Origin of the sequence: Micromonospora sp. NPDC049004 (assembly GCF_040649315.1) — a bacterium.
GTDB lineage: Bacteria > Actinomycetota > Actinomycetes > Mycobacteriales > Micromonosporaceae > Micromonospora.
In genome coordinates, this window is the sequence record NZ_JBEZFG010000001.1 from 715,148 (window position 1) to 739,119 (window position 23,972).

Annotated in this window: 22 protein-coding genes and 1 pseudogene; 11 read left to right on the forward strand and 12 right to left on the reverse strand. The window is 71.7% G+C overall.

Going from position 1 to position 23,972, the window contains the following annotated elements:
* Window position 1: 1 nt before the first annotated feature.
* On the reverse strand, window positions 2–721 hold the full coding sequence (locus AB0B97_RS03180; RefSeq protein WP_357490204.1) for a YoaK family protein: 720 nt from the start codon (window positions 719–721) through the stop codon (window positions 2–4).
* Window positions 722–878: 157 nt separating this feature from the next.
* Here AB0B97_RS03180 and AB0B97_RS03185 point away from each other — a divergent pair, with 157 nt between their 5' ends.
* The 4 genes from AB0B97_RS03185 (at window position 879) to mshC (ending at window position 4,418) form a co-directional block, all read left to right on the forward strand.
* Window positions 879–1,601 (forward strand): MSMEG_4193 family putative phosphomutase, encoded by a 723-nt coding sequence (locus AB0B97_RS03185; RefSeq protein WP_357490206.1) that lies wholly within the window; start codon window positions 879–881, stop codon window positions 1,599–1,601.
* A gap of 115 nt (window positions 1,602–1,716) precedes the next feature.
* Window positions 1,717–2,298, forward strand: coding sequence for a DUF3090 domain-containing protein (locus AB0B97_RS03190; RefSeq protein WP_234582001.1), 582 nt, complete (start codon window positions 1,717–1,719; stop codon window positions 2,296–2,298).
* Window positions 2,295–3,113: an SCO1664 family protein gene (locus AB0B97_RS03195; protein ID WP_357490207.1), complete on the forward strand. Its 819-nt coding sequence runs from the start codon at window positions 2,295–2,297 to the stop codon at window positions 3,111–3,113. Before AB0B97_RS03190 ends, AB0B97_RS03195 begins: the two co-directional genes overlap by 4 nt.
* A 66-nt stretch (window positions 3,114–3,179) precedes the next feature.
* Window positions 3,180–4,418, forward strand: coding sequence for a cysteine--1-D-myo-inosityl 2-amino-2-deoxy-alpha-D-glucopyranoside ligase (mshC, locus tag AB0B97_RS03200; RefSeq protein WP_357490209.1), 1,239 nt, complete (start codon window positions 3,180–3,182; stop codon window positions 4,416–4,418).
* Window positions 4,419–4,709: 291 nt separating this feature from the next.
* Here mshC and AB0B97_RS03205 read toward each other — a convergent pair whose 3' ends face one another.
* A complete protein-coding gene (locus AB0B97_RS03205) occupies window positions 4,710–5,501 on the reverse strand; it encodes a GntR family transcriptional regulator (protein WP_234581998.1) in 792 nt (263 codons plus the stop codon).
* 122 nt (window positions 5,502–5,623) lie between these two features.
* Window positions 5,624–6,493: a PAC2 family protein gene (locus tag AB0B97_RS03210; protein WP_007459801.1), complete on the reverse strand. Its 870-nt coding sequence runs from the start codon at window positions 6,491–6,493 to the stop codon at window positions 5,624–5,626.
* 262 nt (window positions 6,494–6,755) lie between these two features.
* Here AB0B97_RS03210 and metH point away from each other — a divergent pair, with 262 nt between their 5' ends.
* The gene (gene metH / locus AB0B97_RS03215; protein WP_357490211.1) at window positions 6,756–10,271 is read left to right on the forward strand and encodes a methionine synthase; all 3,516 of its coding nucleotides are present in this window, start codon (window positions 6,756–6,758) and stop codon (window positions 10,269–10,271) included.
* Between the two features lie 154 nt (window positions 10,272–10,425).
* On the opposite strand, the gene AB0B97_RS03220 is transcribed toward metH, so the two are convergent.
* The gene (locus AB0B97_RS03220; protein WP_357490213.1) at window positions 10,426–11,034 is read right to left on the reverse strand and encodes a hypothetical protein; all 609 of its coding nucleotides are present in this window, start codon (window positions 11,032–11,034) and stop codon (window positions 10,426–10,428) included.
* Window positions 11,035–11,218: 184 nt separating this feature from the next.
* Between AB0B97_RS03220 and AB0B97_RS03225 the strand changes: the two genes are divergently transcribed.
* Window positions 11,219–11,914, forward strand: a complete 696-nt coding sequence (locus tag AB0B97_RS03225; protein ID WP_357490214.1) for a VOC family protein — start codon at window positions 11,219–11,221, stop codon at window positions 11,912–11,914.
* Window positions 11,915–11,974: 60 nt separating this feature from the next.
* On the opposite strand, the gene AB0B97_RS03230 is transcribed toward AB0B97_RS03225, so the two are convergent.
* From AB0B97_RS03230 to AB0B97_RS03245, 4 genes are all read right to left on the reverse strand, one after another.
* A complete protein-coding gene (locus AB0B97_RS03230; RefSeq protein ID WP_357490216.1) occupies window positions 11,975–12,487 on the reverse strand; it encodes an NUDIX domain-containing protein in 513 nt (170 codons plus the stop codon).
* Window positions 12,488–12,575: 88 nt separating this feature from the next.
* Window positions 12,576–12,929, reverse strand: coding sequence for a hypothetical protein (locus AB0B97_RS03235; protein ID WP_357490218.1), 354 nt, complete (start codon window positions 12,927–12,929; stop codon window positions 12,576–12,578).
* A 63-nt stretch (window positions 12,930–12,992) separates the two neighbouring features.
* A complete protein-coding gene (locus tag AB0B97_RS03240; protein WP_357490220.1) occupies window positions 12,993–13,652 on the reverse strand; it encodes an MSMEG_1061 family FMN-dependent PPOX-type flavoprotein in 660 nt (219 codons plus the stop codon).
* A gap of 56 nt (window positions 13,653–13,708) precedes the next feature.
* Window positions 13,709–14,350 (reverse strand): VOC family protein, encoded by a 642-nt coding sequence (locus AB0B97_RS03245; protein WP_357490222.1) that lies wholly within the window; start codon window positions 14,348–14,350, stop codon window positions 13,709–13,711.
* Between the two features lie 479 nt (window positions 14,351–14,829).
* Between AB0B97_RS03245 and AB0B97_RS03250 the strand changes: the two genes are divergently transcribed.
* Window positions 14,830–15,270, forward strand: a complete 441-nt coding sequence (locus AB0B97_RS03250; RefSeq protein ID WP_357490224.1) for a VOC family protein — start codon at window positions 14,830–14,832, stop codon at window positions 15,268–15,270.
* A 10-nt stretch (window positions 15,271–15,280) separates the two neighbouring features.
* Here the strand turns inward: AB0B97_RS03250 and AB0B97_RS03255 are convergent, their stop codons facing one another.
* Window positions 15,281–15,775 carry a GNAT family N-acetyltransferase gene (locus AB0B97_RS03255; RefSeq protein WP_357490226.1) on the reverse strand — a complete coding sequence of 165 codons (495 nt, stop codon included), beginning with the start codon at window positions 15,773–15,775 and terminating at the stop codon, window positions 15,281–15,283.
* Window positions 15,776–16,267: 492 nt separating this feature from the next.
* Window positions 16,268–16,594, reverse strand: a pseudogene (locus AB0B97_RS03260) (ADP-ribosylation/crystallin J1); the annotation flags it as partial.
* Between the two features lie 202 nt (window positions 16,595–16,796).
* On the opposite strand from AB0B97_RS03260, the gene AB0B97_RS03265 reads away from it, so the two are divergent.
* Window positions 16,797–17,381: a hypothetical protein gene (locus AB0B97_RS03265; protein WP_357490228.1), complete on the forward strand. Its 585-nt coding sequence runs from the start codon at window positions 16,797–16,799 to the stop codon at window positions 17,379–17,381.
* A gap of 105 nt (window positions 17,382–17,486) precedes the next feature.
* On the opposite strand, the gene AB0B97_RS03270 is transcribed toward AB0B97_RS03265, so the two are convergent.
* On the reverse strand, window positions 17,487–20,735 hold the full coding sequence (locus tag AB0B97_RS03270) for a S8 family serine peptidase (protein WP_357490230.1): 3,249 nt from the start codon (window positions 20,733–20,735) through the stop codon (window positions 17,487–17,489).
* Window positions 20,736–20,917: 182 nt separating this feature from the next.
* On the opposite strand from AB0B97_RS03270, the gene AB0B97_RS03275 reads away from it, so the two are divergent.
* Both AB0B97_RS03275 and AB0B97_RS03280 read left to right on the forward strand, forming a co-directional pair.
* On the forward strand, window positions 20,918–21,418 hold the full coding sequence (locus tag AB0B97_RS03275; protein ID WP_357490232.1) for a SigE family RNA polymerase sigma factor: 501 nt from the start codon (window positions 20,918–20,920) through the stop codon (window positions 21,416–21,418).
* A complete protein-coding gene (locus AB0B97_RS03280) occupies window positions 21,411–22,139 on the forward strand; it encodes a hypothetical protein (RefSeq protein WP_357490233.1) in 729 nt (242 codons plus the stop codon). The genes AB0B97_RS03275 and AB0B97_RS03280 overlap by 8 nt, the downstream gene beginning before the upstream one ends.
* Window positions 22,140–22,200: 61 nt before the next feature.
* On the opposite strand, the gene AB0B97_RS03285 is transcribed toward AB0B97_RS03280, so the two are convergent.
* The gene (locus tag AB0B97_RS03285; RefSeq protein WP_357490235.1) at window positions 22,201–22,920 is read right to left on the reverse strand and encodes an SDR family oxidoreductase; all 720 of its coding nucleotides are present in this window, start codon (window positions 22,918–22,920) and stop codon (window positions 22,201–22,203) included.
* Between the two features lie 143 nt (window positions 22,921–23,063).
* Here AB0B97_RS03285 and AB0B97_RS03290 point away from each other — a divergent pair, with 143 nt between their 5' ends.
* On the forward strand, window positions 23,064–23,963 hold the full coding sequence (locus AB0B97_RS03290; RefSeq protein ID WP_357490236.1) for a LysR substrate-binding domain-containing protein: 900 nt from the start codon (window positions 23,064–23,066) through the stop codon (window positions 23,961–23,963).
* Window positions 23,964–23,972: the final 9 nt, after the last annotated feature.

The window sequence follows — 23,972 nt, forward strand, 5'->3', positions numbered from 1 at the left end:
GTCAGGTGCGGGCCCGTCCGGAGCGGACCAGGAACGCGAGGGCGGACAGGCCCAGCGCTCCCCACGCCGGCACCCAGAGGGGTTGTTCCTGCGCCATCGTGCCGAGGCCACCACCGGCGGCGTAACAGGTCAGGGCCAGGAGCCCGAGGAAGGTGCCGTGGCGGGCCCGCCTCCTGCCGGTGTCCGGTCCGGCCAACCAACGACCGATGCGTTCACCGATCTTGTCCACCGTGCCGGACTGGTAGGTGATGGCGGTGGTGATCCCGGCGGTGCGGACGAACAGGGTCGCCAGGGCGCCCATGGCGAGACCGCCGGCGGCGGCCAGCGCGATCCGTGGCCACCCGCCGTGGCGGCCGTAGTGCAGCAGGACGTTCAGAACCGCCCAGAGCGCCAGGGCGACCACGGCGCACCCGAGGCCCCGGTAGGACGGCGACCAACGGCTGGGTGCCGCCCGTACCTGGGAGACCACGCCCGTCCCGGCGGCGAACGCGATCAGTGACGCCGCCGACTCGGGCCAGGCGGCGTGCCGCCCGGCCAGGCCGATGCCGAGCAGGACGGCGTTGCCCGACTGGTTGGCGACGAACGCGCCGTAGCGCAGGAACGCGAAGGCGTCCACGAAGCCGGCGATCCCGGTGGTGAGGGCGAGGACCAGCAGCGGGTACCGGAACTCCCGGGACGCGTCCTGCGGGTCCGACTGCTGTCCGGAGGTCGAGTCGCCCATCGCGTTCCCCACCTCCGGTAGCGCGGACCCGGACACGCCAGGCATCCCGTATTTTACGGTCACGCTGCTGCTTCATCCCCTTTTCGTCCAGCCCGACCGCAGCGGCCCGGACGCGCCCCCGCCCGACGGCGACGTCCGGTCGGGCGCAGGTCATAGGGTGGTCCCCGTGGCGACCCTTCTGCTTCTGCGACACGGCCGGACGACCGCGAACGCCGACGGCGGCCTGGCCGGCCGCCAGCCGGTCGAGTTGGACGAGACGGGCCGGGCCCAGGCGGCGGCGGTCGGCGAGCGCCTGCGGCGGGTGCCGCTGGCCGCGGTGGTGACCAGCCCGCTCATCAGGTGCCGGCAGACCCTGGAGCTGGCGCTGCCCGACGCCGCCCCGATCGTGGAGGACGGGTTGATCGAGTGTGGCTACGGAGCCTGGGAGGGGCAGCCACTGAAGAAGCTGGCGAAGGAGTCGCTCTGGCCGGTCGTCCAGCAGCACCCGAGCGCCGCGGTCTTCCCCGAGGGTGAGGCGATGGCGGCGATGGCCGCTCGGGCGGTCGCGGCGGTGCGGGCCTGGGATGCCCGGATCACTGCCGAGCACGGCCCGGAGGCGGTCTGGCTGGCGTGCAGCCACGGCGACGTGATCAAGGCGATCGTGGCCGACGCGCTCGGCGTACACCTTGATCTTTTTCAGCGGATCGTGGCCGACCCGGCGTCGGTGACGGCGATCCGGTACACCCCGCTGCGGCCGTTCCTGCTGCGGCTCAACGACACCGGTGGCGACCTGGGCGCACTGGCGCCGCCGCCCCGCAAGCGCCGCCGGGCGACCCGGGCGGCGGCGAGCGCCGCCGACTCCGACGCGCCGGTGGGTGGCGGCGCGGGGGCCGGCCGGTGAGCCGGCGTCCGCCACGCCCGGGCGCGAGGGGTGGTACGCCGGGCGTGGCGAGCAGCACGGTGATTAGGGTCGGTGGGGTGCGCGATGCCATGGCGGGCCGGATAGGGTCGTGGGTATGACCCACCAGGTGCACGCCTTCGAACCGCCGGAGCGGTTCGTCGCCGGGACCGTCGGGCCGCCGGGGGAGCGCACGTTCTTCCTGCAGGCCCGCGGCGGCGGCAGGCTGGTCAGCGTCGCGCTGGAGAAGGTCCAGGTGTCCCTGCTCGCCGAGAAGCTGGAGGAGCTGCTCACCGAGGCGCAGCGTCGCTTCGGGGTGGACCTGCCCGAACTGGCGCCGGTGATCGGCGACAACGAGCCGCTGGACACTCCGGTCGACGAGGAGTTCCGGGTCGGGACCCTCGGGCTGGCCTTCGACGTGGACACCGCGACCGTGGTGATCGAGGCGATCGCCGCCGGCGAGGTGGAGCCCGAGGTCGAGCTGGGCGACGAGGACGACGAAGACGACGAGGACGAGGACGAGGAGCCGGACGAGGACCTGGACCGGCTCCGGGTCCGGCTCACCCCGCAGGCCACCCGCCAGTTCATCGAGCGGGCCCGGCGCGTGGTCAACGCGGGCCGGCCGCCGTGCCCCCTGTGCGGCCAGCCGTTGGATCCCGCCGGGCACCTGTGCCCGCGGCACAACGGTTACCACCGGTGACCTTGTCCGGCCTCGAACCCCTGCGCGACGGTGACGCCGCGCTGCGGCTGCTGCGCGACGGCACGCTCGACCTGGAGGGCCGGCTGGTCGACGCCTCGAACACCACCCTGCGGGGCATCCTGACCCTCGACGGCGTCACGGCCCGCTGTGTCTACAAGCCCGTGCGCGGCGAGCGGCCGCTGTGGGACTTCCCGGATGGCACCCTCGCCGGGCGGGAGGTGTCGGCGTTCCTGGTCTCCGACGCCACCGGCTGGGGCCTGGTGCCACCCACCGTGCTGCGTGACGGTCCGTTCGGCCCCGGCTCGTGCCAGCTCTGGATCGACGAGCCGGCCGACGCCGAGCCGCTCGTCGGGTTCGTGCCGGCCGACGAGCTGCCGCCCCGCTGGCACCCCATCGCGGCGGCGCGGGACGACGACGGCGTCGCGTACGCCCTCGCCCACGCCGACGACCCCCGGCTGGCCCGGCTCGCGGTGCTCGACGCGGTGATCAACAACGCGGACCGCAAGGGCGGCCACGTGCTGGTCGGCGCGGACGACCGGATCTACGGCGTGGACCACGGGGTGAGCTTCCACGTCGAGGGCAAGCTGCGGACGGTGCTGTGGGGCTGGGCGGGCAAGCAGTTGCCGCCGGACGCCGTGGAGATGCTCGACGGGCTCGCCGAGCAGGTCGCCGGGGCGCTCGGCGACGAGTTGGCCGATCACCTGACGATCAGCGAGATCGCCGAGTTGGCCACTCGCATCGACGTCCTGCGCAAGACCGGGCGCTTCCCGCAGCCGCCGGAGGACTGGCCGGCGGTGCCCTGGCCGCCCATGTGACCCGCTGTCATCTTGATCACCCGTGGGGCGGCCCGGTGCCGCCTGAGGGCTGGTTAGGCTGAGGCCATGGAGTCTTGGGCGGGACACGAGGTGCCACGGCTGCCGGGCAGGGGCGAGCCGCTGGCGTTGTACGACTCGGCGCGGCAGGGTGTCCACCCGAGCGAGCCGGCCGACGCGGGAAGCATGTACGTCTGCGGCATCACCCCGTACGACGCGACCCACCTCGGCCACGCCGCCACCATGATCACGTTCGACCTGGTGCAGCGGATGTGGCGGGACGCCGGCCGTCAGGTGCGCTACGTGCAGAACGTCACCGACATCGACGACCCGCTGCTGGAGCGGGCCGCCCGCGACGGCGAGGACTGGGTGGTCCTGGCGATGCGGGAGACGGCGCTGTTCCGCGAGGACATGGAGGCGCTGCGGATCATCCCGCCGGAGCACTACGTGGGCGCCGTCGAGTCGATCCCGGACATCGCCGACAAGGTCGAGGTGCTGCTCAAGGACGGCGCCGCGTACCGCCTCGACGACGGCACCGGCGACGTCTACTTCGACATCTCCGCCACCGGCCGGTTCGGCTACGAGTCCAACCTGACCCGCGAGCAGATGCTGGAGATCTTCCCCGAGCGCGGCGGTGACCCGGACCGCGCCGGCAAGCGCGACCCCCTCGACCCGCTGCTGTGGCGTGGCGCCCGCGAGGGTGAGCCGTCCTGGCCGGGCGGGGAGCTGGGCCCGGGCCGCCCCGGTTGGCACATCGAGTGCGCGGTCATCGCGCTGAACCTGCTCGGCGACCGGATCGACGTGCAGGGCGGCGGCAACGACCTGCTGTTCCCGCACCACGAGGCGTCCGCCGCGCACGCCGAGCGGCTCACCGGCCAGGCGCCGTTCGCCGAGCACTACGTCCACGCCGGGATGATCGGCCTGGACGGCGAGAAGATGTCCAAGTCGCGCGGCAACCTGGTCTTCGTGTCCCGGCTGCGCGCCGACAAGGTCGACCCGATGGCGATCCGGCTTGCGTTGATCTCCGGGCACTACCGCGGCGACCGCACGTGGACCGACGAGCTGCTCACGGCCGCGCAGGAGCGCCTGGACCGCTGGCGGCGGGCCGCCGCCGCGCCCGCCGGGCCGTCCGGGGCCGAGCTGCTGGCCGGAGTACGCGAACGCCTGGCCGACGACCTGGACACCCCGGGTGCCCTGGCCGTGGCCGACCGTTGGGCCGACGCGACCCTGTCCGGCACCACGGACGACACCGAAGCCCCGACCCTGTTCGCCAAGACGGTCGACGCCCTCCTGGGCATCCACCTCTAACAGCAGCCCGCCCCCGCGAGCCCTCGCGCGCCCGTGGGGGCGCCTCGCGCGCCCGTGGGGGCGCCTCGCGCGCCCGTGGGGGCGTCGATCATGGAGTTGTGGTGGCCGGTGCGCGGTGCTGCGCCCGCTATGCGAAGCACCACAACTCCATGATCGATGACGCGACCGCCACACCTCTGCGTCGATCTTGCACTTGCTGTCGTGACGAAGGTTCCCTATCGGGGCAAAGTGGCGACCGAAAGTGCAAGATCGGCGGGGCGGGGCGGGGCGGGGCGTGGGGTGGGAGCAGGGTCAGCCTAGGACCAGGCCGGGGTCGGGCTCCGGGTCGGGGGTTGGGCCGGGGATCTTGTATTCCTCGGTGAGGGTGGTCATCGGGCCGGGCCAGGTCGCCTGGGCCACCTCGATGGGCTTGCGGTTCGCGTCGTACGCGACGTGCAGCAGGTGCAGGACCGGAGTGTCGGGCCGGATCTGGAGGGTCTCGGCCTCTTCCCGGCTGGGCTGGCGGGCGCTGATCGTGTCGGTGGCCGAGACGTACCGCCGGCCGGTGGCCTCCTCGGCCTCCTGGTAGAGCGGCCGGCCGAACGCCTCGGCGCGCTCCAGCGAGGTGCCGGCGGTGTCGGCGGGCAGGAACCAGGAGGCGCCCACCTCGACGGGGGAGTCGTCGGTGCGCACGAGGTGGCGGCGGCAGAGCAGGTCCGTGCCGTCGGAGACGCCGAACGCGTCGGCGACCTCGGCGGGCGCGGGGGCGCGGCCGACGGAGACGAGTTGTTGGCGGTACCGGGCGGCCAGGTCCGTGTGATAGCCCCGGAAACCGCCGTACCGGCCCCGGGAGAGCCGGTTGAGTCGGCGCCGGGTGCCCCGGACGTACGTACCGGAGCCGGGTTTGGTGATCAGGATGCCCTCGACCCGCAGCTGGTCGACGGCGCGTTGCACGGTCTGCTTGGCGACGCCGAACATCTCGGCGATGGCCGGGATGGACGGTAGGCGTTCGCCAGGCGCCCAGTCACCGCGGCGGACCTGGGCCTTGAGCTGCGCGGCGATCTGCCGGTGGGGGAACTCGGCCGCGCCGGGATTGATCTGCACACCCGCCTCCTTGATCACATCTAGGTTCCTAGGATGCCGTAGAGGGTGTGACGACGCCACCCCGGACACGCCAAAACGGGCCCCCGGACCACAAAAGGTCCGAGGGCCCGCCGTGGACGGTGCTACCAGGAGCCGGCGGTGGGGCCGGCCGAACCGCCCCGACGCCGCAGGTACTTCTCGAACTCCTGCGCGATCTCGTCGCCGGTCAACGGGGTGATGCCCTCATCGCCGACCCGTTCCTCCAGCTCGCGGACGTACTCGCCCAGCTCGGCGTCCTGCTCGGCGGCGCTGCGCACCCGCTGCTCCCACTCGGCGGACTCCTCGGCCAGGTCGGCCATCGGCACCGGCAGGTCGACGACCTCCTCGACCCGGTGCAGCAGTGCGAGGGTGGCCTTGGGGCAGGGCGGGTTGTTGGCGTAGTGCGGCACGTGCACCCAGAACGACACCGCGTCGACCTCGGCGCGGGCGCAGGCGTCGTGCAGCACGCCGACGATGCCGGTCGGCCCGTCGTAGCGGGTCGGGGTGAGCTGGTAGCGCTCCGCGGCCTGCGCGTCGGAGGCGCTGCCGCTGATCGGCAACGGCCGGGTGTACGGCACGTCGGCCAGCAACGCGCCGAGCAGCACCACCCGTTCCACCTCCAGGCTGTGGCAGATCTCCAGAACCTGCTCGCAGAACGTCCGCCACCGCATGCTCGGCTCGATGCCCCGGATCAGCACCACGTCGCGCTCGGTGCCCTCGGGGCTCGCGACCATGAACCGGGTCGTCGGCCACTCCACCCGGCGGGTCTCCCCGTCGGCCATGGTGATGGTGGGCCGGCTGACCTGGAAGTCGTAGAAGTCCTCCGGATCCAGCTCGGCGATCTGCCGCGCGTTCCAGACCTGTTCCAGGTGCTCGACGGCCGCGGTGGACGCGTCGGCGGCGTCGTTCCAGCCCTCGAATGCGGCAATGGCCACGGGGGACCGCAGTACCGGCAGTCCGTCGAACTCGGTCACGCCGTCACCTCACCCTGCTCGTCGCGGCCGACACCGGGACCGCGCCCGGTCGTCGGGCCGTGGTGCACGGTGGCGTCCCTGTTGTCCTTCACGTCCGCCAGCCTACGTGCCGGGCAGGGATGCGGCCCGTCGGCCGCGCCGGTCCGCCCGGTCCACGACCGGGCATACGGCGGCGAACCGGACAGCGTGATCCGCCCGACACAATATGGGATCGGGCCCGGACGGCGCTCGGGTTCGCGCAGGACCGCACTAACCTGAACGGGTGCGGACTTCGTTGCTTGATGTGCTGGCCGATCGGATCCTCATCGCCGACGGGGCGATGGGCACGATGTTGCAGGCCGCTGACCTCACGCTCGACGACTTCGACGGGCTCGAAGGGTGCAACGAGATCCTCAACGTGACCCGTCCCGACGTGGTGCGGGGGGTGCACGACGCCTATCTGGCCGCCGGCGCGGACTGCGTGGAGACCAACACCTTCGGCGCCAACCTGGCCAACCTCGGTGAGTACGACATCCCGCACCGCATCCGCGAGCTGGCCGAGGCCGGCGCCCGGATCGCCCGGGAGGCGGCCGACGCGGCCAGCACCCCGGCCCGGCCCCGGTTCGTGCTCGGCTCGATCGGGCCGGGCACCAAGTTGCCGACCCTCGGGCACGCCGGCTACGCGACCCTGCGCGACGCCTACCAGGAGAACGCCGCCGGTCTGATCGTCGGCGGCGCGGACGCGTTGATCATCGAGACCTGCCAGGACCTGTTGCAGGTCAAGGCCGCGGTCGTCGGGTCGAAGCGGGCGATGGCCGAGCTGGGGCAGCAGGTGCCGATCATCTGTCACGTGGCGGTGGAGACCACCGGCACGATGCTGGTGGGCAGCGAGATCGGCGCGGCCCTGGCGGCGATCGAGCCGCTCGGGGTGGACCTGATCGGCCTCAACTGCTCCACCGGCCCGGCCGAGATGAGTGAGCACCTGCGCTACCTGTCGCAGCACTCCCGGATCCCGCTGTCGGTGATGCCGAACGCCGGCCTGCCGGTGCTGACCGCCGACGGGGCGTACTTCCCGCTGACTCCCGTGGAGCTGGCCGACGCTCTGGAACGGTTCATCACCGAGTACGGCGTGGGGCTCGTCGGCGGTTGCTGCGGCACCACGCCGGAGCACATCCGGGTGCTGGCCGAGCGTCTGCACGGCGTCACCGCCCCGGCGCGCGAGCCCCAGCACGAGGCGGGTGTCTCGTCGGTCTACCACCCGGTGCCGTTCGCCCAGGACGCGTCGGTGCTGATGGTGGGGGAGCGGACCAACGCCAACGGTTCCAAGGCGTTCCGGGAGGCGATGCTCGCCGGTGACTGGCGGGCCTGTGTGGAGATCGCCCGCAGCCAGGCGCGCGACGGTTCGCACCTGCTGGACCTGTGCGTGGACTACGTCGGCCGCGACGGCACCCAGGACATGCGCGAGCTGGCCGGCCGGTTCGCCACCGCGTCCACCCTGCCGATCATGCTGGACTCCACCGAGCCGAACGTGGTGGAGGCCGGGTTGGAGATGCTCGGCGGCCGCTGCGTGGTCAACTCGGTGAACTTCGAGGACGGCGACGGCCCCGACTCCCGCTACGCGCGGGTGATGCCTGTCGTGCGCGAGCACGGCGCCGCCGTGGTGGCGCTGCTCATCGACGAGGAGGGCCAGGCGCGTACGAAGGAGTGGAAGGTCCGGGTCGCGGCGCGGCTGATCGACGACCTGACCGGCCGGTGGGGCATGGACCGCGCCGACATCCTGATCGACGCGCTGACGTTCCCGATCGCCACCGGTCAGGAGGAGACCCGCCGCGACGGCATCGAGACGATCGAGGCGATCCGGGAGATCTCCACCCGCTACCCGGGGGTCAACTTCACCCTGGGCATCTCGAACATCTCCTTCGGCCTCAACCCGGCGGCCCGCCAGGTGCTCAACTCGGTGTTCCTGCACGAGTGCGTGCAGGCCGGCTTGACGTCGGCAATCGTGCACGCCAGCAAGATCCTGCCGATGTCGAAGATCCCCGACGAGCAGCGCGAGGTCGCGCTGGACCTGGTCTACGACAGGCGTCGCGAGGGGTACGACCCGGTGCAGCGCTTCCTGGAGCTCTTCGAGGGCGTCGACGTGACAAGCGCGCGGGCCACCCGGGCGCAGGAGCTGGCGGCGCTTCCGCTGGACGAGCGGCTCAAGCGGCGCATCATCGACGGTGAGCGCAACGGCCTGGAGGCCGACCTGGACGAGGCGATGGCCGGCGGCCGGTCCCCGCTGTCGATCATCAACGACATCCTTCTGGACGGCATGAAGGTCGTCGGTGAGCTGTTCGGCTCCGGGCAGATGCAGCTGCCGTTCGTGCTCCAGTCCGCCGAGGTGATGAAGACCGCTGTGGCGTACCTGGAGCCGCACATGGAAACCACCGAGGACGGCGGCAAGGGCCGGATCGTGCTGGCCACCGTGCGCGGCGACGTGCACGACATCGGCAAGAACCTCGTGGACATCATCCTGTCCAACAACGGCTACGAGGTCGTCAACATCGGCATCAAGCAGCCGATCAGCGCCATTCTCGACGCCGCCGAGCAGCACCGCGCCGACGCGATCGGCATGTCCGGGCTGCTGGTCAAGAGCACCGTCATCATGAAGGAAAACCTGGCCGAGATGGCCACGCGCGGGGTCGCGGAGCGCTGGCCGGTCCTGCTCGGCGGGGCGGCGCTGACCCGCGCGTACGTCGAGGACGACCTGCGGTCGATGTTCCCCGGGCAGGTGCACTACGCGCGGGACGCGTTCGAGGGTCTGTCCCTGATGGACAAGGTGATGACCGCCAAGCGCGGCGGCGCCCCGGTCATCGACCCGGAGCGCGAGGCGGCCCTGGCGGCCCGTCGTGCCCGCCGGGAACGACAGCGGTCCATGGTCACCGAGTCCCTGCCGGAGCTGCACGACTCGTCGGTCCGCTCCGATGTGGCGCTGGACGTGGAGGTGCCCGCCCCGCCGTTCTTCGGCACCCGGGTGGTCAAGGGTGTGCCGATGGCCGACTACGCGGCGCTGCTCGACGAGCGGGCCACGTTCCGCGGGCAGTGGGGGCTCAACGGCGCCCGCGGCGGCAACGGCCCGTCGTACGACGAGCTGGTGGAGACCGAGGGTCGCCCGCGCCTGCGGTACTGGCTGGACCGGCTGATCGCCGACCAGATCCTTGAGGCAGCCGTGGTGTACGGCTACTTCCCCGCGTACTCCGAAGGCAATGACCTGGTGGTGCTCGACGAGAACGGGCACGCGGAGCGCGCCCGGTTCTCCTTCCCCCGCCAGCGCCAGGAGCGTCGGCTCTGCCTGGCCGACTTCTTCAAGCCCAAGGGCGACCAGCTCGATGTGGTCGCGCTGCAACTGGTCACCGTCGGGCAACCCGTCAGCGAGTACGCCGCGAAGCTGTTCGCCCGCAACGAGTACCGCGACTACCTGGAGGTGCACGGGCTGTCCGTGCAGCTCACCGAGGCCCTGGCCGAGTACTGGCACCGGCGCATCCGCGCCGAGCTGACCCTGCCCGACGGGCGTCCGCTGGGCCACGACGACCCGACGGACCTGGCGGGCATCCTGCGCAACGACTACCGGGGCTGCCGGTACGCGTTCGGCTACCCGGCCTGCCCCGACCTGGAGGACCGGGCGAAGATCGTGGACCTGCTGGGGTCAGAGCGGATCGGCGTGGAGCTGTCCGAGGAGTTCCAGCTGATGCCGGAGCAGGCCACCGACGCCATCGTGGTCCACCACCCGGAGGCGAGCTACTTCAACGCCAAGTGACGGCCGCAGCCTCGCTGACCTGCAATTACGGTCGAGCATCAGGTCAGCCTCGGCCTCTGACCGGGCCGGCCGGGCTGTCAGCGATGTCGTGTCTCAGGACCCGCGTGACAGATCAGTCTCAAGACGTGGGTGACACATTCGGCTGGATGCCCTCCTATCTGTGGCTCGACGGGGCCGTTGTAGACCCACCTGTCGCGCGCGGTGGCACGGAACCAGCGACGGCCCGTTCCGTTACTCCCGTCTCGGCCGCGTATCCGGGAGATTCGACCGCCGGTCCAAGCCAACCCCTGACGGTGGCTGCCACCGCGGCACGTGGCGGTTTGATCGGGACCATATGGCGGCCTTTTGACCAGACCAGCAGCATTTCTTCAGTGGTGCTGATCCTCGTCGTGACCATGGTGATCCGTCGGCCCTTCTGATCCCAGGTGTGCCACAACGCCCACCCCTGCGGCCGTGCCTCAACGCCGAGTCGCTCGCAGATGTCGATGTACTCCTGCTCGCTCAGGACGGTCGTGGGACGAACCAGGAGTGCTCCGGCTAGACCGACCAGCGGGGCGTCCGGTTCGACGCAGCCGTCATCCTCGAAGTGGTAGTGCCGCAGCTGGCGTCCCAGCGCGTTGACGGCACGCTGGAGAGGCGTCGCATCGTCAGGATCGGGATCAAAGCTCAGCCAGCCCTCGTCCAGCGCCCGATCGACGACGTCATTGGCAAGGAGCTCTATCTCGCGGAGGTACTCCGCGTCAGTTGGGTCGATATCCGGCACCAGTTCACCCTGCCAGGCGCGCTCACGGTCGTCCTCCCCATTACGTGCCACGCACGTCTGTTCTGGTGGCGGCGCAGCGACCGCCACCCGTGGCGTTCCCGCAACGCTGGCCGGTCTTCTTCCTGGCGCCGCACTTGCCAGCGTGCGGAACTCCCCCTCCAGGCGCGCATGTGAGGATGCCTACATGGAACGGACACTGGGGCGACGGGCGGCCTCGGACGCGGTAAGCGACCAGGGGTGGCGGTATTTGCTGGGCGCGTTGCGCACCTCGGTTCCCGTCGGTTCATTGGTCCAGGCAACCGAGGTGGTGGCTCGCGCGGTGGCGGCGTGCGGTAGCGACGCCGATCGGCACCTACGCGCTGACATCCGGCCGGACCGGGTGGTCCTGACTCTGCAGTCGTTGGATCAGGCGGCGCTTACCGCTTGCGACATCGACCTCGCGCATCGGCTTTCCGCCGCGATGCGGATCGTCGGGCTCCGGACGGATCCTGAGATTGGTACGGGAGCGCCGCGGTCGGTCCAGCTGGTGGAGATCGCTATCGACGCGCTCGACATCGCGGCGGTCCGGCCGTTCTGGAAGGCCGTGCTGGGCTACACGGATGAGGCGGGAGCCGACGGTCCCACGGATCCGATCGTCGACCCGGTCGGGCAGGGTCCGGCGATCTGGTTTCAGCACATGGATCAGCCACGCCCGGACCGGAATCGCATCCACTTGGACATCTGTGTCCCGCACGACGAGGCGCCACGGCGGATCGAAGCCGCGCTGGCCGCCGGCGGTCGACTTGTATCCGCGTCCCATGCCCCCGCATTCTGGGTCCTCGCCGACATCGAGGGTAACGAGGCGTGTGTGACGACCTGGCAGGGCCGGGACGACTCGTAGACCGGGCTGACGCGTACGCCTCGAAAGCCACCGGGGACAGCTACGGCGGCGCGGGAAACCCTAGGCCTGTCGCGTGCCTGACGAATCCGTCCCAGCGCAGGCACGACAGGCGGACCTTGTTCCTCGGTCGTCCTGGTCGCCGTCGGTGGCATCCGACTGCCTGCGGTCGCACTCGAACTCAGGCAAAGCATGGACCATTGCCGCCAGGATGCCATGCGCGAGCGGAAGGCCGGCCAGCTCGTTGATCGCGAACCACGCCATGTCGTCGTGCTCCTCGGGTGCGCGGTTGGTCGGAGTGCCGGCCCAGTCCCCGATGTGCCAGACGCCCGCGTGAAGGGCGTCCGCACCAGTGCCGTCATGCACGACGCCCAGCCGTGCGGCCGACTCCGTCACGATGTGCACACCGAGTTCCTCGTGCATCTCGCGCGCGAGGGCCTGTAGTTCCGACTCACCCGCTTCGACCAGCCCGCCGGGCAGGTCCCAGACATCGGGGTAGGCCCGTTTGGTAGGCCTGCGGTGTACGAGCAGGACCGAGCCGTTTTCAACGAGTGCGCCCGTGACGACGACATGCATGGCGGGAGTAGAGCACAGGGATGGGACAAACTCGCCAGAGCCGAAGGGGATGGAGCGTGCCACCGGCTCGGTGGCGATGCTGCCCGCGTTAGTGTTCCTCGATCATCGGCTCAGCCCAGGCCGCGTGACCGAACTCCCAGGTCCAGGTGATGCCGTCGGAGTCGCCCGTGGTCAGGTTGGCGGCGGCGGCGATCAGATGTCGCCCTGCCGGCACGATGGCGACTCGCTGCCGGACTCGCTTCGCGTGGCGGATCCGGTACTTCAGGCCCTCGATGTCGACGACTCCGCACCCGTCGCCTGGCTGGTCGACGGCGGTCGAGTCCACCGTGACGGGCCAGCCTTCCTTCTGGGCCTTGTAGAGCCAGACCTCGAAGGCGCGTTGCTTGCCGTCGTTCTCTGAGACCCGGGCGATGATCTCGATCGGGTCCGTCCGGTTGTCCATCGTTGTCCTCTTGCCGTGGGCGGGGAGTGCACCGTAACGGTCGGGCGCGCGGCGCGCGGCCTGTCACTCGTACCGGTACTTCAGCGCGTCCGCCTCGGCCTGCTCGATGTCGGCGATCGTCAGCTCCGGCATCCGCAGCTGGGCCAGCGTCACCTCGGCCGAGGTCGGCTGCGCGTCCGCTGGCAGCCACCGCTCCGGATCCCAGACTCCGGTGCGCAGGAGCGACTTGGGGCAGTGCGGGTAGACCTCGTCGATTCCCACCACCAGCGCACTGGCCGGCGGCTTGCCCACGGCGGTCAGCTGTGACAGCAAATCGGGGCGAGTGGAGACGCAGGCCCGGCCGTTCACCCGAAGCGTCGTGGAGCGCCCCGGGATGATGAACAGCAGTCCGGCCCGTCCGGTGGCGATGACGTTCTGCAGAGTGTCCAGGCGCTTGTTGCCGGTCGCGTCCGGTATCGCCAGCGTCCGTGCGTCCAGGACGGCCACGAACCCGGCGGGGCCGCCGCGCGGGGAGACGTCGCAGTTGCCCTCGGCGTCCACGCTCGCGACCAGGACCAAAGACGCGCAGCCGATCAACGTTCGGGTCTGCGCGGTGAGTTCGGTCATCTGTTTCCGTACGGCCGCCTCGCTGGGTAGGGCGTAGGCCTGGCGCAGCGTCTGCTGGTCGGGCACGGCGTCGAGGCGGAGCGAGTCGAAGGCGGTGGCGGCAGGGGCTGGCGTCATGCCCCGACCCTATGGGGCACCCCGAAGCGGTGGGGCCCGTGCCTTCGGGCCGCAGCTCAGGGCGCTGCGCGGTCGCGGCCGACCCAGGTGGCGACGCACACCTCGTTGCCCTCCGCGTCGGCCAGGACCCACCACATTGGCGCGTGCGCGTCGGAGACCAGGTGGCCGCCGGCGGCCAAGGCGGCGGCGATGCGCGCCTCGGCCTGATCGTGCGGAACAGCGATGTCGAGATGCATGCGGTTGCGCTGCGGGCGTGGCTCGTCCATCTGCTGTACGCCGAAGCCGGGGCCGCGGCGCGACGGGTCGTAGAGGTAGTCGTCGCCGATCTGGGAGTAGCCGAGCACCGCACGCCAGAACGGCAGCACGTCGGCGCCGACGAGCGCGTCGAGGGTGAGATTGATGACCTGCACGGCGGTCGGATCGGCGGAGAGGCCCCGCTCCCTGGCGGCGGCCGAGATCCGCCGGGCCAGCCCGGCATCGCGCCGGGACAGGGACACGGTGACGCCGGCGCCGCGTACGTCGATGGTCAGAATCTCCTGCTCGGCCTCGTCGGCGAGCCGGCCGATCTCCTCGACGAGAGCGATGCTCCCGGTCAACGAGCCGGTGGGGAAGTGGGCCGAGACCAGGTGGTACAGGGAGCGCCAGTCCTGCACACCCTCGGCCGCGTGGAACTCGCCGGCCGTGATCTGCCGCGTCATGGCAGCGAACGTAACATCGGACGCCCGCAACCGGAGTCCGGACGCCGGGCGGCGATCACCGTTGGGACTCGTAGGATCTGCTGATGATCGAACCTGACCCGGTCACCCGGTCGTCGCTGCGCCGTGTCTCGCCGATAGTGGCGCCGATGTCGGTGGCGACACGTCCGCCTCGGATCTGGTCCGACGAGCAGTGGAAGCGGATCGCGCTCGGTTACCGGGCTCGCGACATGGACGAGAAGTGGAACGTGTTCGTTGGCGCATCTCCGCGCTGGGGGCGCTGGCCACTCAGGAGTCGGGACGCACCGACCTGCCCGCGGGGGTCGTCAAACACAGCGCGCTCGGGCTGAGATCACCCCGGTAGGCCGATCCGGGGATGCGACCCGCCAACCAGGCCGCCATTGCGTGTCGAGAACGCCCTGGCGGCTTCGTCTCAGGGGAGGATGCGACCACGGCGGCGCACCAGAGCGAGGAGATCCCCCATGGCGATCCAGCGGATGGACAACGTCCTCATTGTTGTCAACGACCTTGACGCTGTCATCGCGTTCTTCGTCGAACTCGGCATGGAGTTGGAGGGCAGGGGGCCGGTCGAGGGGCGGTGGGTGGAGCGTGTGATCGGCATCGACGACGTCCGGCAGGAGGTGGCGATGCTGCGGACCCCGGACGGTCACGGCAAGGTCGAGCTGGCGATGTTCCACACGCCGAAGGCGATCAGCCAGGCACCGGAGAACGCGCCCGCGAACACGCTGGGGATTCGCCGGATCATGTTCGCCGTCGACGACATCGAGGACGTCATCGCCCGGCTGCGCGCCCACGGGGCCGAACTCGTCGGCGACGTCGAGCGGTACGAGGACATCTTCCTGCTCTGTTACGTGCGTGGCCCGGAGGGCATCATCGTCGGGCTGGCCGAACACCTCGACTGAGCCGCGAGAGTCAGGCCCCGACCTCGGCGACCATGGTGTCCGCGTTCTCGAACGACTCGACCGTGCGGAACCCTTCGGACGCGTAGAGACGGACGGCCGCGTTCGCCCGCTCCACGCTCAGCGACACGGTACGGATGCCGCGGTCCCGGGCGGCGTCCAGGACGGCGCGCAGCAGCGCCCGGCCGACACCCCGCCCTCGCCAGGCTCGGAGCACTCCGATGGTCAGCTCCGGCACGTCGTCGGCGACGTACCCGTAGCCGGGATCTTCGGCGCTCAGGTGGCGGAACCAGGCGGCGCCGAGCGGCCGGTGAGCGGGGCCGACCGCGACCACACCGACGTCGGTGGGCCGCATCCACCCCGTGACGTAGTGGGCCAGCGCGGGATCGGCCAGGATCCGCTCGCGCGGCCAGTCGCGCTCGGGTAGCCAGTTGACGGCCTCGACGAGCATGTCCACCAGGAAGTCGGCGTCGGCCGGGGTGGCCGCGCGGATGTCAAAGTCGGTCACCGCGCAAGCCTCGCACGCGTACGCCGACCTGGCCGGCCACCCCTTCTGTGTGTTCGTCGGCTGACGGCGCGGTCCGACTCGCCGCTACACGGCGAAGGTGAATTCGAAGGTGCCCGCCTCGACGCGACTGACGAACTCGCTCACGTCGTCGGCCTGCCGGACGGCGCTGTCCCAGCCACCGCTCGTGAGGTCCACCAGCAGCACCGGCATGGTCTCGCTTCGCAGGTCGAGCACGAGTTGCTCCCGGGCGCCGTCACCGCCGATGATCGCGATACCCGGGTGGGTGTCGTCGCCCGACACGTCCCCCAGCTCGATCGTCTGGCGGGGCGTGTTGAGCCAGACGTAGGTGCCGGTGGTCATCCAGCCTCGTCGTAACCACGACCCACCCTGCAGATAGCTGCGCCAGGCGGCGGGCAGAGCACGACCCAGCGCCACCTCGGCGTCGGTGAACTCCTGGTCGTCCACCGGGCCGCGGTAGTCGGCCTCCTCGACGATCGCGCCGACGATGTGGTCGTTGAAGGCGTCAAGCTCCTCGGCGGGGATCCAGTACTCCAGGACGTCCCGGCCGCCGACCTGGTGGACGTCGTAACGGTCCAGGTACGACCGCTGGACGTCGAACCGGGTCACGTATCCGACGCCCCCGGCGGGAACGTTCCAGTCCCGCGCGATCTTCGTGGCGTACCAGCGGTTGAGCACCGGATAGAAGATCGGCTGGTCGGGAAGACGTGGTGGCCAGGCACGCCACCCGGACGCCGCCACGAGGTCGAGTTCGGCCTGCCCGGTGGGCCGCCACAGGGTGATCGTCTCGGCGGTGTCGATGGCCTGCTCCTGGGCGTAATCGTGCGACTGGTCGTTCCCCCGTGATCACGGTGTGGAAGCCGATCACGCTAGCAGCAGCCGCGTGGAGGAGCCGGCCGGCGTCGGGTGGCGGGAGTGTGCCGCTGAGAGCGAACATGCGCCACGGCGGAGCGTGCGGTCCCTACGATGTCCGAAGAGGTGGCCGCTGTGAACGGGGATGACCATGCCGGAACCGCGCGCTTTCTGGCTCGACGAGAACTTCGACCGGGAGCACGGCGTTGACGGTCGTGGCCGTTACGAGGCCGAGGTGCTGAGGCGGATCGACGAGTTCGCTCCCAGCTGGGACGACATCGCGCCGGTGAGTTTCGCGGCGACCGCGTGGCGCATCGCGGGTGAGCTGGAGCCCGGCTACGTCCGTTGGCACCGGCGGATCCTGTCGGCGTCCTGCACGCGTAGCCCGTGGGACGGGGGAATGGTCTGCGCGGTGACCGTGATCTCGCGCTGGCCGGCGGAGCTGACCTGGACGAAGCAGTGGCAACGCGACAGGGGTTGGCAGGACTGGCCGCGGATGTTCGGCCAGTACACGACCCCGTCGGAGCAGGACGTGACGCGCCGCCCGCACCTGCGCGCGCTGCTCCAGGTCGAGGCGCCGGTTCCGCTCGGTGAGCTGCCGCCGGCGCCTGCCGGGCCGCAGGATCAGGTGGCGGCCGCGGCGCGCAGGGCGGTAACGGTGCTGGCCCGGGAGCTCAACGACCTCCTCGCGCCGATGATCGGCCAGCTCGAGGCCGGAGTGCCGGCCGACTCCTGAGAGCCGCCGGACTGCCGGCGGCGACGCCGCCGAGACCGAACGGCGGGCGGCCGGCGACACGAGCGGGGAGTCCGGGGCGACGGTTGCCGCCCCGGACGCCACAGCTCACGCGGTCCGGTAGGCCCGCAGCACCGTCTGCGTCACCGTGTTGCCGGCGGTGTCGGTGGCCGTCACGCGCAGCGACACGAAACCGGCCCGCCGTGGGTGCGCGATGAGCGCGGCGCCGCCCACCACCGGCAGTGCGACCCACGTCCTGCCGTCGTCGAACGACGCCGAGACGCCGAGCTTCCGGTTGGGCGCGGCCGAGGAGCCGGCCTGCCGGTCCAGGCTCACCGGAATGGCCATGATCCGGCCCGCCCGGGCCGTGTTGGTGTCGTCGAGCGTCGGCGTCGGCCGCGCCGTCGTCAGGGGCAGCCGCTGCGGTGCCGAGGTGTGCGCGGAGGTGAACGTCCAGGCCACCGTGACCGACGTCGACAGCGTGTCCGGGGTGCCGCGCCGGGCGGTCGCCTCCAGCCGGTAGTCGGCCTTGCCGGCGGGCACCGTGAACTCCGCCCACGGACTGTCGGACGTGCCGATCCGGGTGCCGTTGCGGAACAGCCGGACCTCGACCGGCAGGTCGTCGCGGCTGGCGGGGCGGCCCGTCGCGTCACCGAACAGCGGCAGCGACGCGATCGAGATGGTGTCGCCGTCGCGCCCCGCGTACCCCAGGGGGCTCAGGGTCGGCGCCTGGGTCACCGACGGGCCGAACGGTGCCGCATTCCAGGTCTGGGTGTACGTCCGTCCCGGTTGGAGGGACGACTCCTGCGTGGTGGAGTTGTCGCCCTCGACGAACGTGGAGGTCCAGGTGAGGCCGCCGTCGGTGTTGTAGTACTCCGTGCCGTGAAAGGGCAGGTCGATGGGCGTGTGCGACCCGATCGGGCCGGATCCACCGGTCGCCGCCGCGCGGTGGAAGCGGACCGCCGTCGCCGTTGTCGACTGGCGGCGGTAGGTCACGTCGACGGTGGCGAGGTTCTTCGGCGTCAGCTTCGTCGACAGGCCGGTGAACATGTCGCCCTGGCGGACGTAGGCGAGGTCGTACGTGTAGGGGCTGTTGCGGAAGGTCCCGTCCCGACCGGGGCGGCCGAGCCCGACGCCGAGCGTCGCGGCGAACTCGGGGGCGGCGACGGCGGGTCCGATCCGGCCGAAGAACACGTCCGCGAACGACACCCCGCTGAGCTGCACGCCCGGGTAGCGCAAGCCGTCGTCCCAGTTCGCGCTCACGTTGATCGCGGTGGGCGCGGCGTCGCGCTGCGGCACGGTCAGTGCGACGGGCCTGGCGGTACGGGCGTCGACGGCCTCGGTCACCGGGCCGTGGACGTCCAGCACCGGCTGGACGAGCAGCGTCGAGGCGCTTCCCTCGTGGATGGTGCTGTAGAGCGCGTAGCGGCCGACGGGCAGCCGCAGCGTGCCGCCGCCCGGCTCGGCGGTGAGGGTGCTGAACTCGCCGGTGGTGAGGTTCGCCGCGACTGTCGTGTACTCGGTGGCCGGTTTCCCGTCCCGACCCGTGTGGGGGAGCGCGACGTCGTAACTCTCGATCTCGCGGTTGAGGGCGAACGGCGTGCGTACCCGCAGGTCGCCGGCGCCGGTGGCGACCACCGCGCCCTGGTAGACGCCGTCGGCGGCGTCGACCCGGGTGTCCACGGTGATCGTGGCCTCGGCCCGTCCGCCGGCCGGCACCACGAGCGTGGTCGGGCTGACGGTGAGCATGCCGGCCGGCGCGGGGGCGACGGTCAGCGACAGGGTGACCGGCGCGGCGCCGGTGTTGCGGTAGCCGACGACCCGGGTGACGGGGGTGTCGTCGGCGTGTGGCCAGCGCTGGACGGGAAAGTCGATGGCGGCCACGTCGGCGGCGACCGGCTGGGCGACCGCGCGGGCGATGTCGACCCGGCCGGCGCCCTGCTCGTAGAGGGTGTCCGCGCCGGTCGGTTTGGCCGAGTCCATCAGCGCGGCCTTGAGCTGCGGGCCGGTCCAGTCGGGGTGCTGGCCGGCGAGGATGGCGGCGCTGCCCGCCACGTGCGGGGTGGCCATCGACGTGCCCGACATGGTGGCGTAGTCGCCGCCGGGGGCCGCCGCGACGATGTCGACGCCCGGCGCGCTGATCTCGGGCTTGATGTGATTGTCGCCGACGCGCGGGCCCCGGCTGGAGAAGTACGCCCGCTGGTCGTCGGCGTCGACGGCCGCCACGGCGAGCGCGTCGTCGGCGGACGCCGGCGAGGACACGGACTTCGGCTTGCCCTCGTTTCCGGCGGCGACCACGAAAAGCGTGCCGTACTGGCGGCTGAGGTCCTGCACCGCCGTCTCCAGGGGGTCGAGGCCGGGCGCGTCGTCGCCGCCCACGCTCAGGTTGACCACCCTGGTCTGCGGGGCGAGCCACTGCATGCCGGTGATGATGTCCGAGTCCTGGCACTCGGTGGTGGCGCAGACCTTGCCGACGAGCAGCTTCGCACCCGGCGCGACGCCCCGGTACCGGCCACCGGACGCGGCGCCGCTGCCCACGATCGTCGACGCCACGTGGGTGCCGTGCCCGACCGCGTCGGCGGGGTCGCCGCCGCCGGTGAAGTCCCGGACCTCGGTGAGGTGCCCGGCGAAGTCGGGGTGGGTGGCGTCGATGCCGGTGTCCAGCACGCCGACGGTGACGCCGGTGCCGTCGAAGCCGGCCTGCCAGGCCGCCGGGGCGCCGATCTGCGGCACGCTGCGGTCCAGCGTCACCCGCCGCTTGCCGTCGAGCCAGATGGCGCTGACCCCGTCGGTGAGCGTGCGGGCCATCGACGTGCCCCGGGTGAGCGACGACCACAGCGTCACCCGTTCGTCGCGGCCAGCCCGCACCGCGAGGGCGTGGGCGGCGGGCAGGTCGGCCCGCACACGCCCGTCGCCTCCGAGGGTAGCGGTCCGCGCCCCCGCCGCGCTCTTTCCGGGGTACGCCACCAGCAGCGGCAACTCGGCCGCCCGGTCGTCGTAGCCGAACTCGGCGAGCGTGGTGAGGTCGAACAGCCGCCGGTCGAGCCGCCCGTCGCGCAGGAGCGGCATGGCGTCCACCGGGATGACGAACTGGTGGCCACCCTCGCGGCTGGTCACGAACCGCATCGCGGTCCGTCCCGTTCCCCGCTCGATCGCCGGGCGGCCGGCCGCGTCGACGGACACCCGGTCGCCGGTGATCAACGTGAAGGTGCCGGGCGTGCCGGGCCTGCTGGGCGTGCCGGAGACGGTGGCCGCCGGCCGCACCTGCGCGCTCGCCGGGTTGGCCGTCAGGCCCGCCGCGACCAGTGCTGTCGCGAGCACCCCGGCCGTCAGGGCGCGTCGTTGACGTCGTCGCACATCGTCCTCTCCGCCACGGGCGTCTCCCGGGACGGCACGATGACGCCTGGGCCCGCCCGCCGGTTGATCTTCGCGTGTGTGACCGTGGTCACAAATCGACCCCGCCGAGGGGCGGCCGGATTGATGCGGCGAGTTCCATGCGCGGTGACCAGGGGGACAAGGCTTCGGAGGGCGCAGGTCGGATGCGTGATGCTGAGGAGTTCGATGCCCTCTACGCCGCCTGCGCCGGGCGGATCGTGGGTCACGTCTACGCGCTGACCGGCAACCGCAGCGAGGCCGAGGACGCCGTCGCGGAGGCGTTCATGCGGGCCTGGCAGCGCTGGCACACCGTCCGGGAGGCGGACAGCCCGGAGGCGTGGGTCCGCGCGGTGGCCTCCCGGGCGGCGGTGAGCAGCTGGCGTAAGACGTTCAACCGGATCCGTGCCCACCACCGGGCCGCCGTCGACCAGAGCGTGCCCGGCCTCAGCGAGGACCACGTGGCGCTGATCCAGGCGCTGCAACGGCTCAGCGCCAACGAGCGCCGCGCCGTCGTGCTGCACCACCTGAACGACCTCAGCGTCGCCGAGGTGGCAGCCGAGATGCGGGCGCCCGTCGGGACCGTCAAGACGTACCTCGCCCGTGGTCGCCGCGCGATGGCCGGGTTGCTGACCGAGGCGAACCAGGAGGGAACCTCCCATGGCTGATCCGCACGACGACCTGCGGGCGATAGTCGACGAGGTCCGACGCGTCACCACCCTGCCCCCGGCTTCGACGCTGCGGGGGCGCAGCGACCGGCGGCGGCGACGCCGCGCGGTCGTCACCGGCGTGGGGCTGGCCGTGCTGGTCGCGACCGTCGGCACCACAGTGCTGCGGGTACGCGCCGACGTCACGACGCCGACCGGTGGCCCGGCGGGCGTGGTGTCGCCCCCCACCCCAAGCGAGACCACCCCGGCCGAGACCACCCCGAGCCAGACCGCACCGGCGGGACCGCAGGACATCCTCGCCGGTCGCCGACAGGTCCGGATCGTGGTTCCCGGCCTCGGCGGGGCGGCGCTGGCGACCGATCCAGACGGCGACCGCGTACGGGCCACCGCCGGGGCGGGCGTCGACGACCGGGCGCTGTGGGTCCTGCGGCCGGCGGGAAAGGCGTTCCGGATCGAGGCGGCCACCCCGGCCGGAGCCGGCCAGGTCTGCATGACCGTCGTGCACGACGCCGCGCCGGGCAGCGTCCGTGCCCGCGGCTGTGACCCGGACGCGGCGACGCAGCTCTTCATCATCGACCGGGTCGCCGACGGCAGCTACTCGATCCTTCAGGGCAGGCGCTACGTGCAGGTCGTCGACGGCACGAACGCCCTCGTCCCCGACCTGCCGGAGGCCCTGACCACCACCTACGAGTTCGAGGACCGGGGCTCGTCGGGCTCCTGACCGGCGGCGTCCCGGCACTGTGGTGCGGGGCCGGTCCACTGTCGACTCCGCGGGGTCGGGCTCAGGAGACCAGGGTGCCGCCGTCGATGGTCACCACCGTGCCGGTGCTGTAGGTCGCCCGCAGCAGATAGACGAACGTCTCGGCGACCTCCTCCGGCTCGCCCACCCGACCCAGCGGAAGTGACTCGCCGAGCTGGGCGTACATCTGCTCTCGGGTCTCCTCCGTCAGGGAGTCCCACAGTGGCGAGCGGATCACGCCGGCCGAGACGGCGTTGACCCGGATCGGGGCGAGTTCGACGGCGAGCGCGCGGACCAGGGCGTCGATCGCCCCGGTGATGCTGGACGGGACCGTCCAGCCGGCACTCGGCCGGTGGTTGGCGGTGCCGGTGGTGAGGGTGATCGACCCACCGGGCCGCAGGTGCGGCAGCGCCGCGTTGACAGCGGACAGGGCGCCGAAGTACCGCAGGTCGAAGGCGGCACGAGCGGCGGCGAGGTCGAGGGCGTCGACGGACATCAGCGCGAGTGGCTCGCCGGCGGTGTAGACGAGGTGGTCGAACGGGCCGATGTCCTGGAACAGTCGGGCCACGTCGGCGGGGTCGGTCAGGTCGGCCACGTACCCCTGGGCGCCGGTCGGCAGGGTCGCCAGGGCGCGGTCCACGCTGCGCTGGTTGCGGGAGGCGACCACGACCTGGGCGCCCTCGCTGGCGGCCCGGACGGCGGTGGCGAGCCCGATTCCCGATGTTCCGCCGAGTACGACGACCCGCTTGTCGCTGAGGCTCATGATCGTGTCCTTTCGGATCCGTGGTGGGGACGGTTCCCACCATGCGCGACTCCGACGTCCACGTCCAAGACCTCTTTCACCTGCTGTGATGCCCGGAGGGTATTGTGGGACAGGTCGCATGCGGGGGCGGACGGGGGAACCGGATGGATGTCGATCTGCGCAAGCTCCGCTACTTCGTGGCGGTCGCCGAGGAGCTGCACTTCGGGCGGGCCGCGGCGCGGCTGCACATCGCCCAGCCGGTCCTGTCGCGCCAGATCCGGGCGTTCGAGCAGGAACTACGCGCCGAGCTGTTCGTCCGGGACCGCCGCTCCACCGTACTGACCGAGGCCGGTCGTCAACTGTTGACCGACGCCCGTCCGCTGCTCGCCTCGGCCGAGGCACTGCACCGACGGGTGCAACGGGCCGCGCACGGCAGGTCGACGTTCACCATCGCGTTCATGCCCGGCATCATCGTCACCGCCGAGGCTCGCGCGATCGCCGAGCGGCACCCCGACCTGTCCGTCGATGTCGTGCGCACCTCCCCGCGCGATCAGGCCGACGTGGTACGCGAGGGACGCGCCGACGTCAGCTACGTACGCCTTCCGGTCGACAAGCGCGGCCTGAGCCTGCGCCCCCTGTTCAGCGAACCGCGGGTCGTGGTCCTGCCTCGCGAGCACCGTCTGGCCGGCAAGGAGTCGGTCGACCTCGCCGAGCTGGTCGAGGAACGGCTTCTCCAGGACCCGGACGTGGTGCCCGAGTGGCGGGACCTGCCGAACCGTCCGAGCGACAGCGATCCCCGCCCTCGGCCCGTGCTGTCCTCCGTCGAGGAGAAGCTGGAACACGTCGCCGCGGCCGCGGGAATGGTGATCCTGCCGCTGTCGATCGCGACGTTCTACACCCGACCGGACGTCGCCCACGTGGCCGTCGACGACCTCGGGCCCAACCAGGTGTGCCTGGCCTGGGCCGAGGACAATCGATCACCGCTGGTGCGGGAGTTCGTCGACCTCGCCGCGTGGCAGGCGCAGGCGGCCGGCCGCGGGTCCGCGGGCAGGGATGGCTGGTGACTACGCTCG

Coding starts and splice junctions, on each gene's coding strand:
- AB0B97_RS03180 (WP_357490204.1), bottom strand. CDS start 721: ATGGGCGACTCGACCTCCGGACAGCAGTCGGACCCGCAGGACGCGTCC.
- AB0B97_RS03190 (WP_234582001.1), top strand. CDS start 1,717: ATGACCCACCAGGTGCACGCCTTCGAACCGCCGGAGCGGTTCGTCGCC.
- mshC (WP_357490209.1), top strand. CDS start 3,180: ATGGAGTCTTGGGCGGGACACGAGGTGCCACGGCTGCCGGGCAGGGGC.
- AB0B97_RS03225 (WP_357490214.1), top strand. CDS start 11,219: ATGGAACGGACACTGGGGCGACGGGCGGCCTCGGACGCGGTAAGCGAC.
- AB0B97_RS03230 (WP_357490216.1), bottom strand. CDS start 12,487: ATGCATGTCGTCGTCACGGGCGCACTCGTTGAAAACGGCTCGGTCCTG.
- AB0B97_RS03235 (WP_357490218.1), bottom strand. CDS start 12,929: ATGGACAACCGGACGGACCCGATCGAGATCATCGCCCGGGTCTCAGAG.
- AB0B97_RS03240 (WP_357490220.1), bottom strand. CDS start 13,652: ATGACGCCAGCCCCTGCCGCCACCGCCTTCGACTCGCTCCGCCTCGAC.
- AB0B97_RS03245 (WP_357490222.1), bottom strand. CDS start 14,350: ATGACGCGGCAGATCACGGCCGGCGAGTTCCACGCGGCCGAGGGTGTG.
- AB0B97_RS03250 (WP_357490224.1), top strand. CDS start 14,830: ATGGCGATCCAGCGGATGGACAACGTCCTCATTGTTGTCAACGACCTT.
- AB0B97_RS03265 (WP_357490228.1), top strand. CDS start 16,797: ATGCCGGAACCGCGCGCTTTCTGGCTCGACGAGAACTTCGACCGGGAG.
- AB0B97_RS03275 (WP_357490232.1), top strand. CDS start 20,918: ATGCGTGATGCTGAGGAGTTCGATGCCCTCTACGCCGCCTGCGCCGGG.
- AB0B97_RS03280 (WP_357490233.1), top strand. CDS start 21,411: ATGGCTGATCCGCACGACGACCTGCGGGCGATAGTCGACGAGGTCCGA.
- AB0B97_RS03285 (WP_357490235.1), bottom strand. CDS start 22,920: ATGAGCCTCAGCGACAAGCGGGTCGTCGTACTCGGCGGAACATCGGGA.
- AB0B97_RS03290 (WP_357490236.1), top strand. CDS start 23,064: ATGGATGTCGATCTGCGCAAGCTCCGCTACTTCGTGGCGGTCGCCGAG.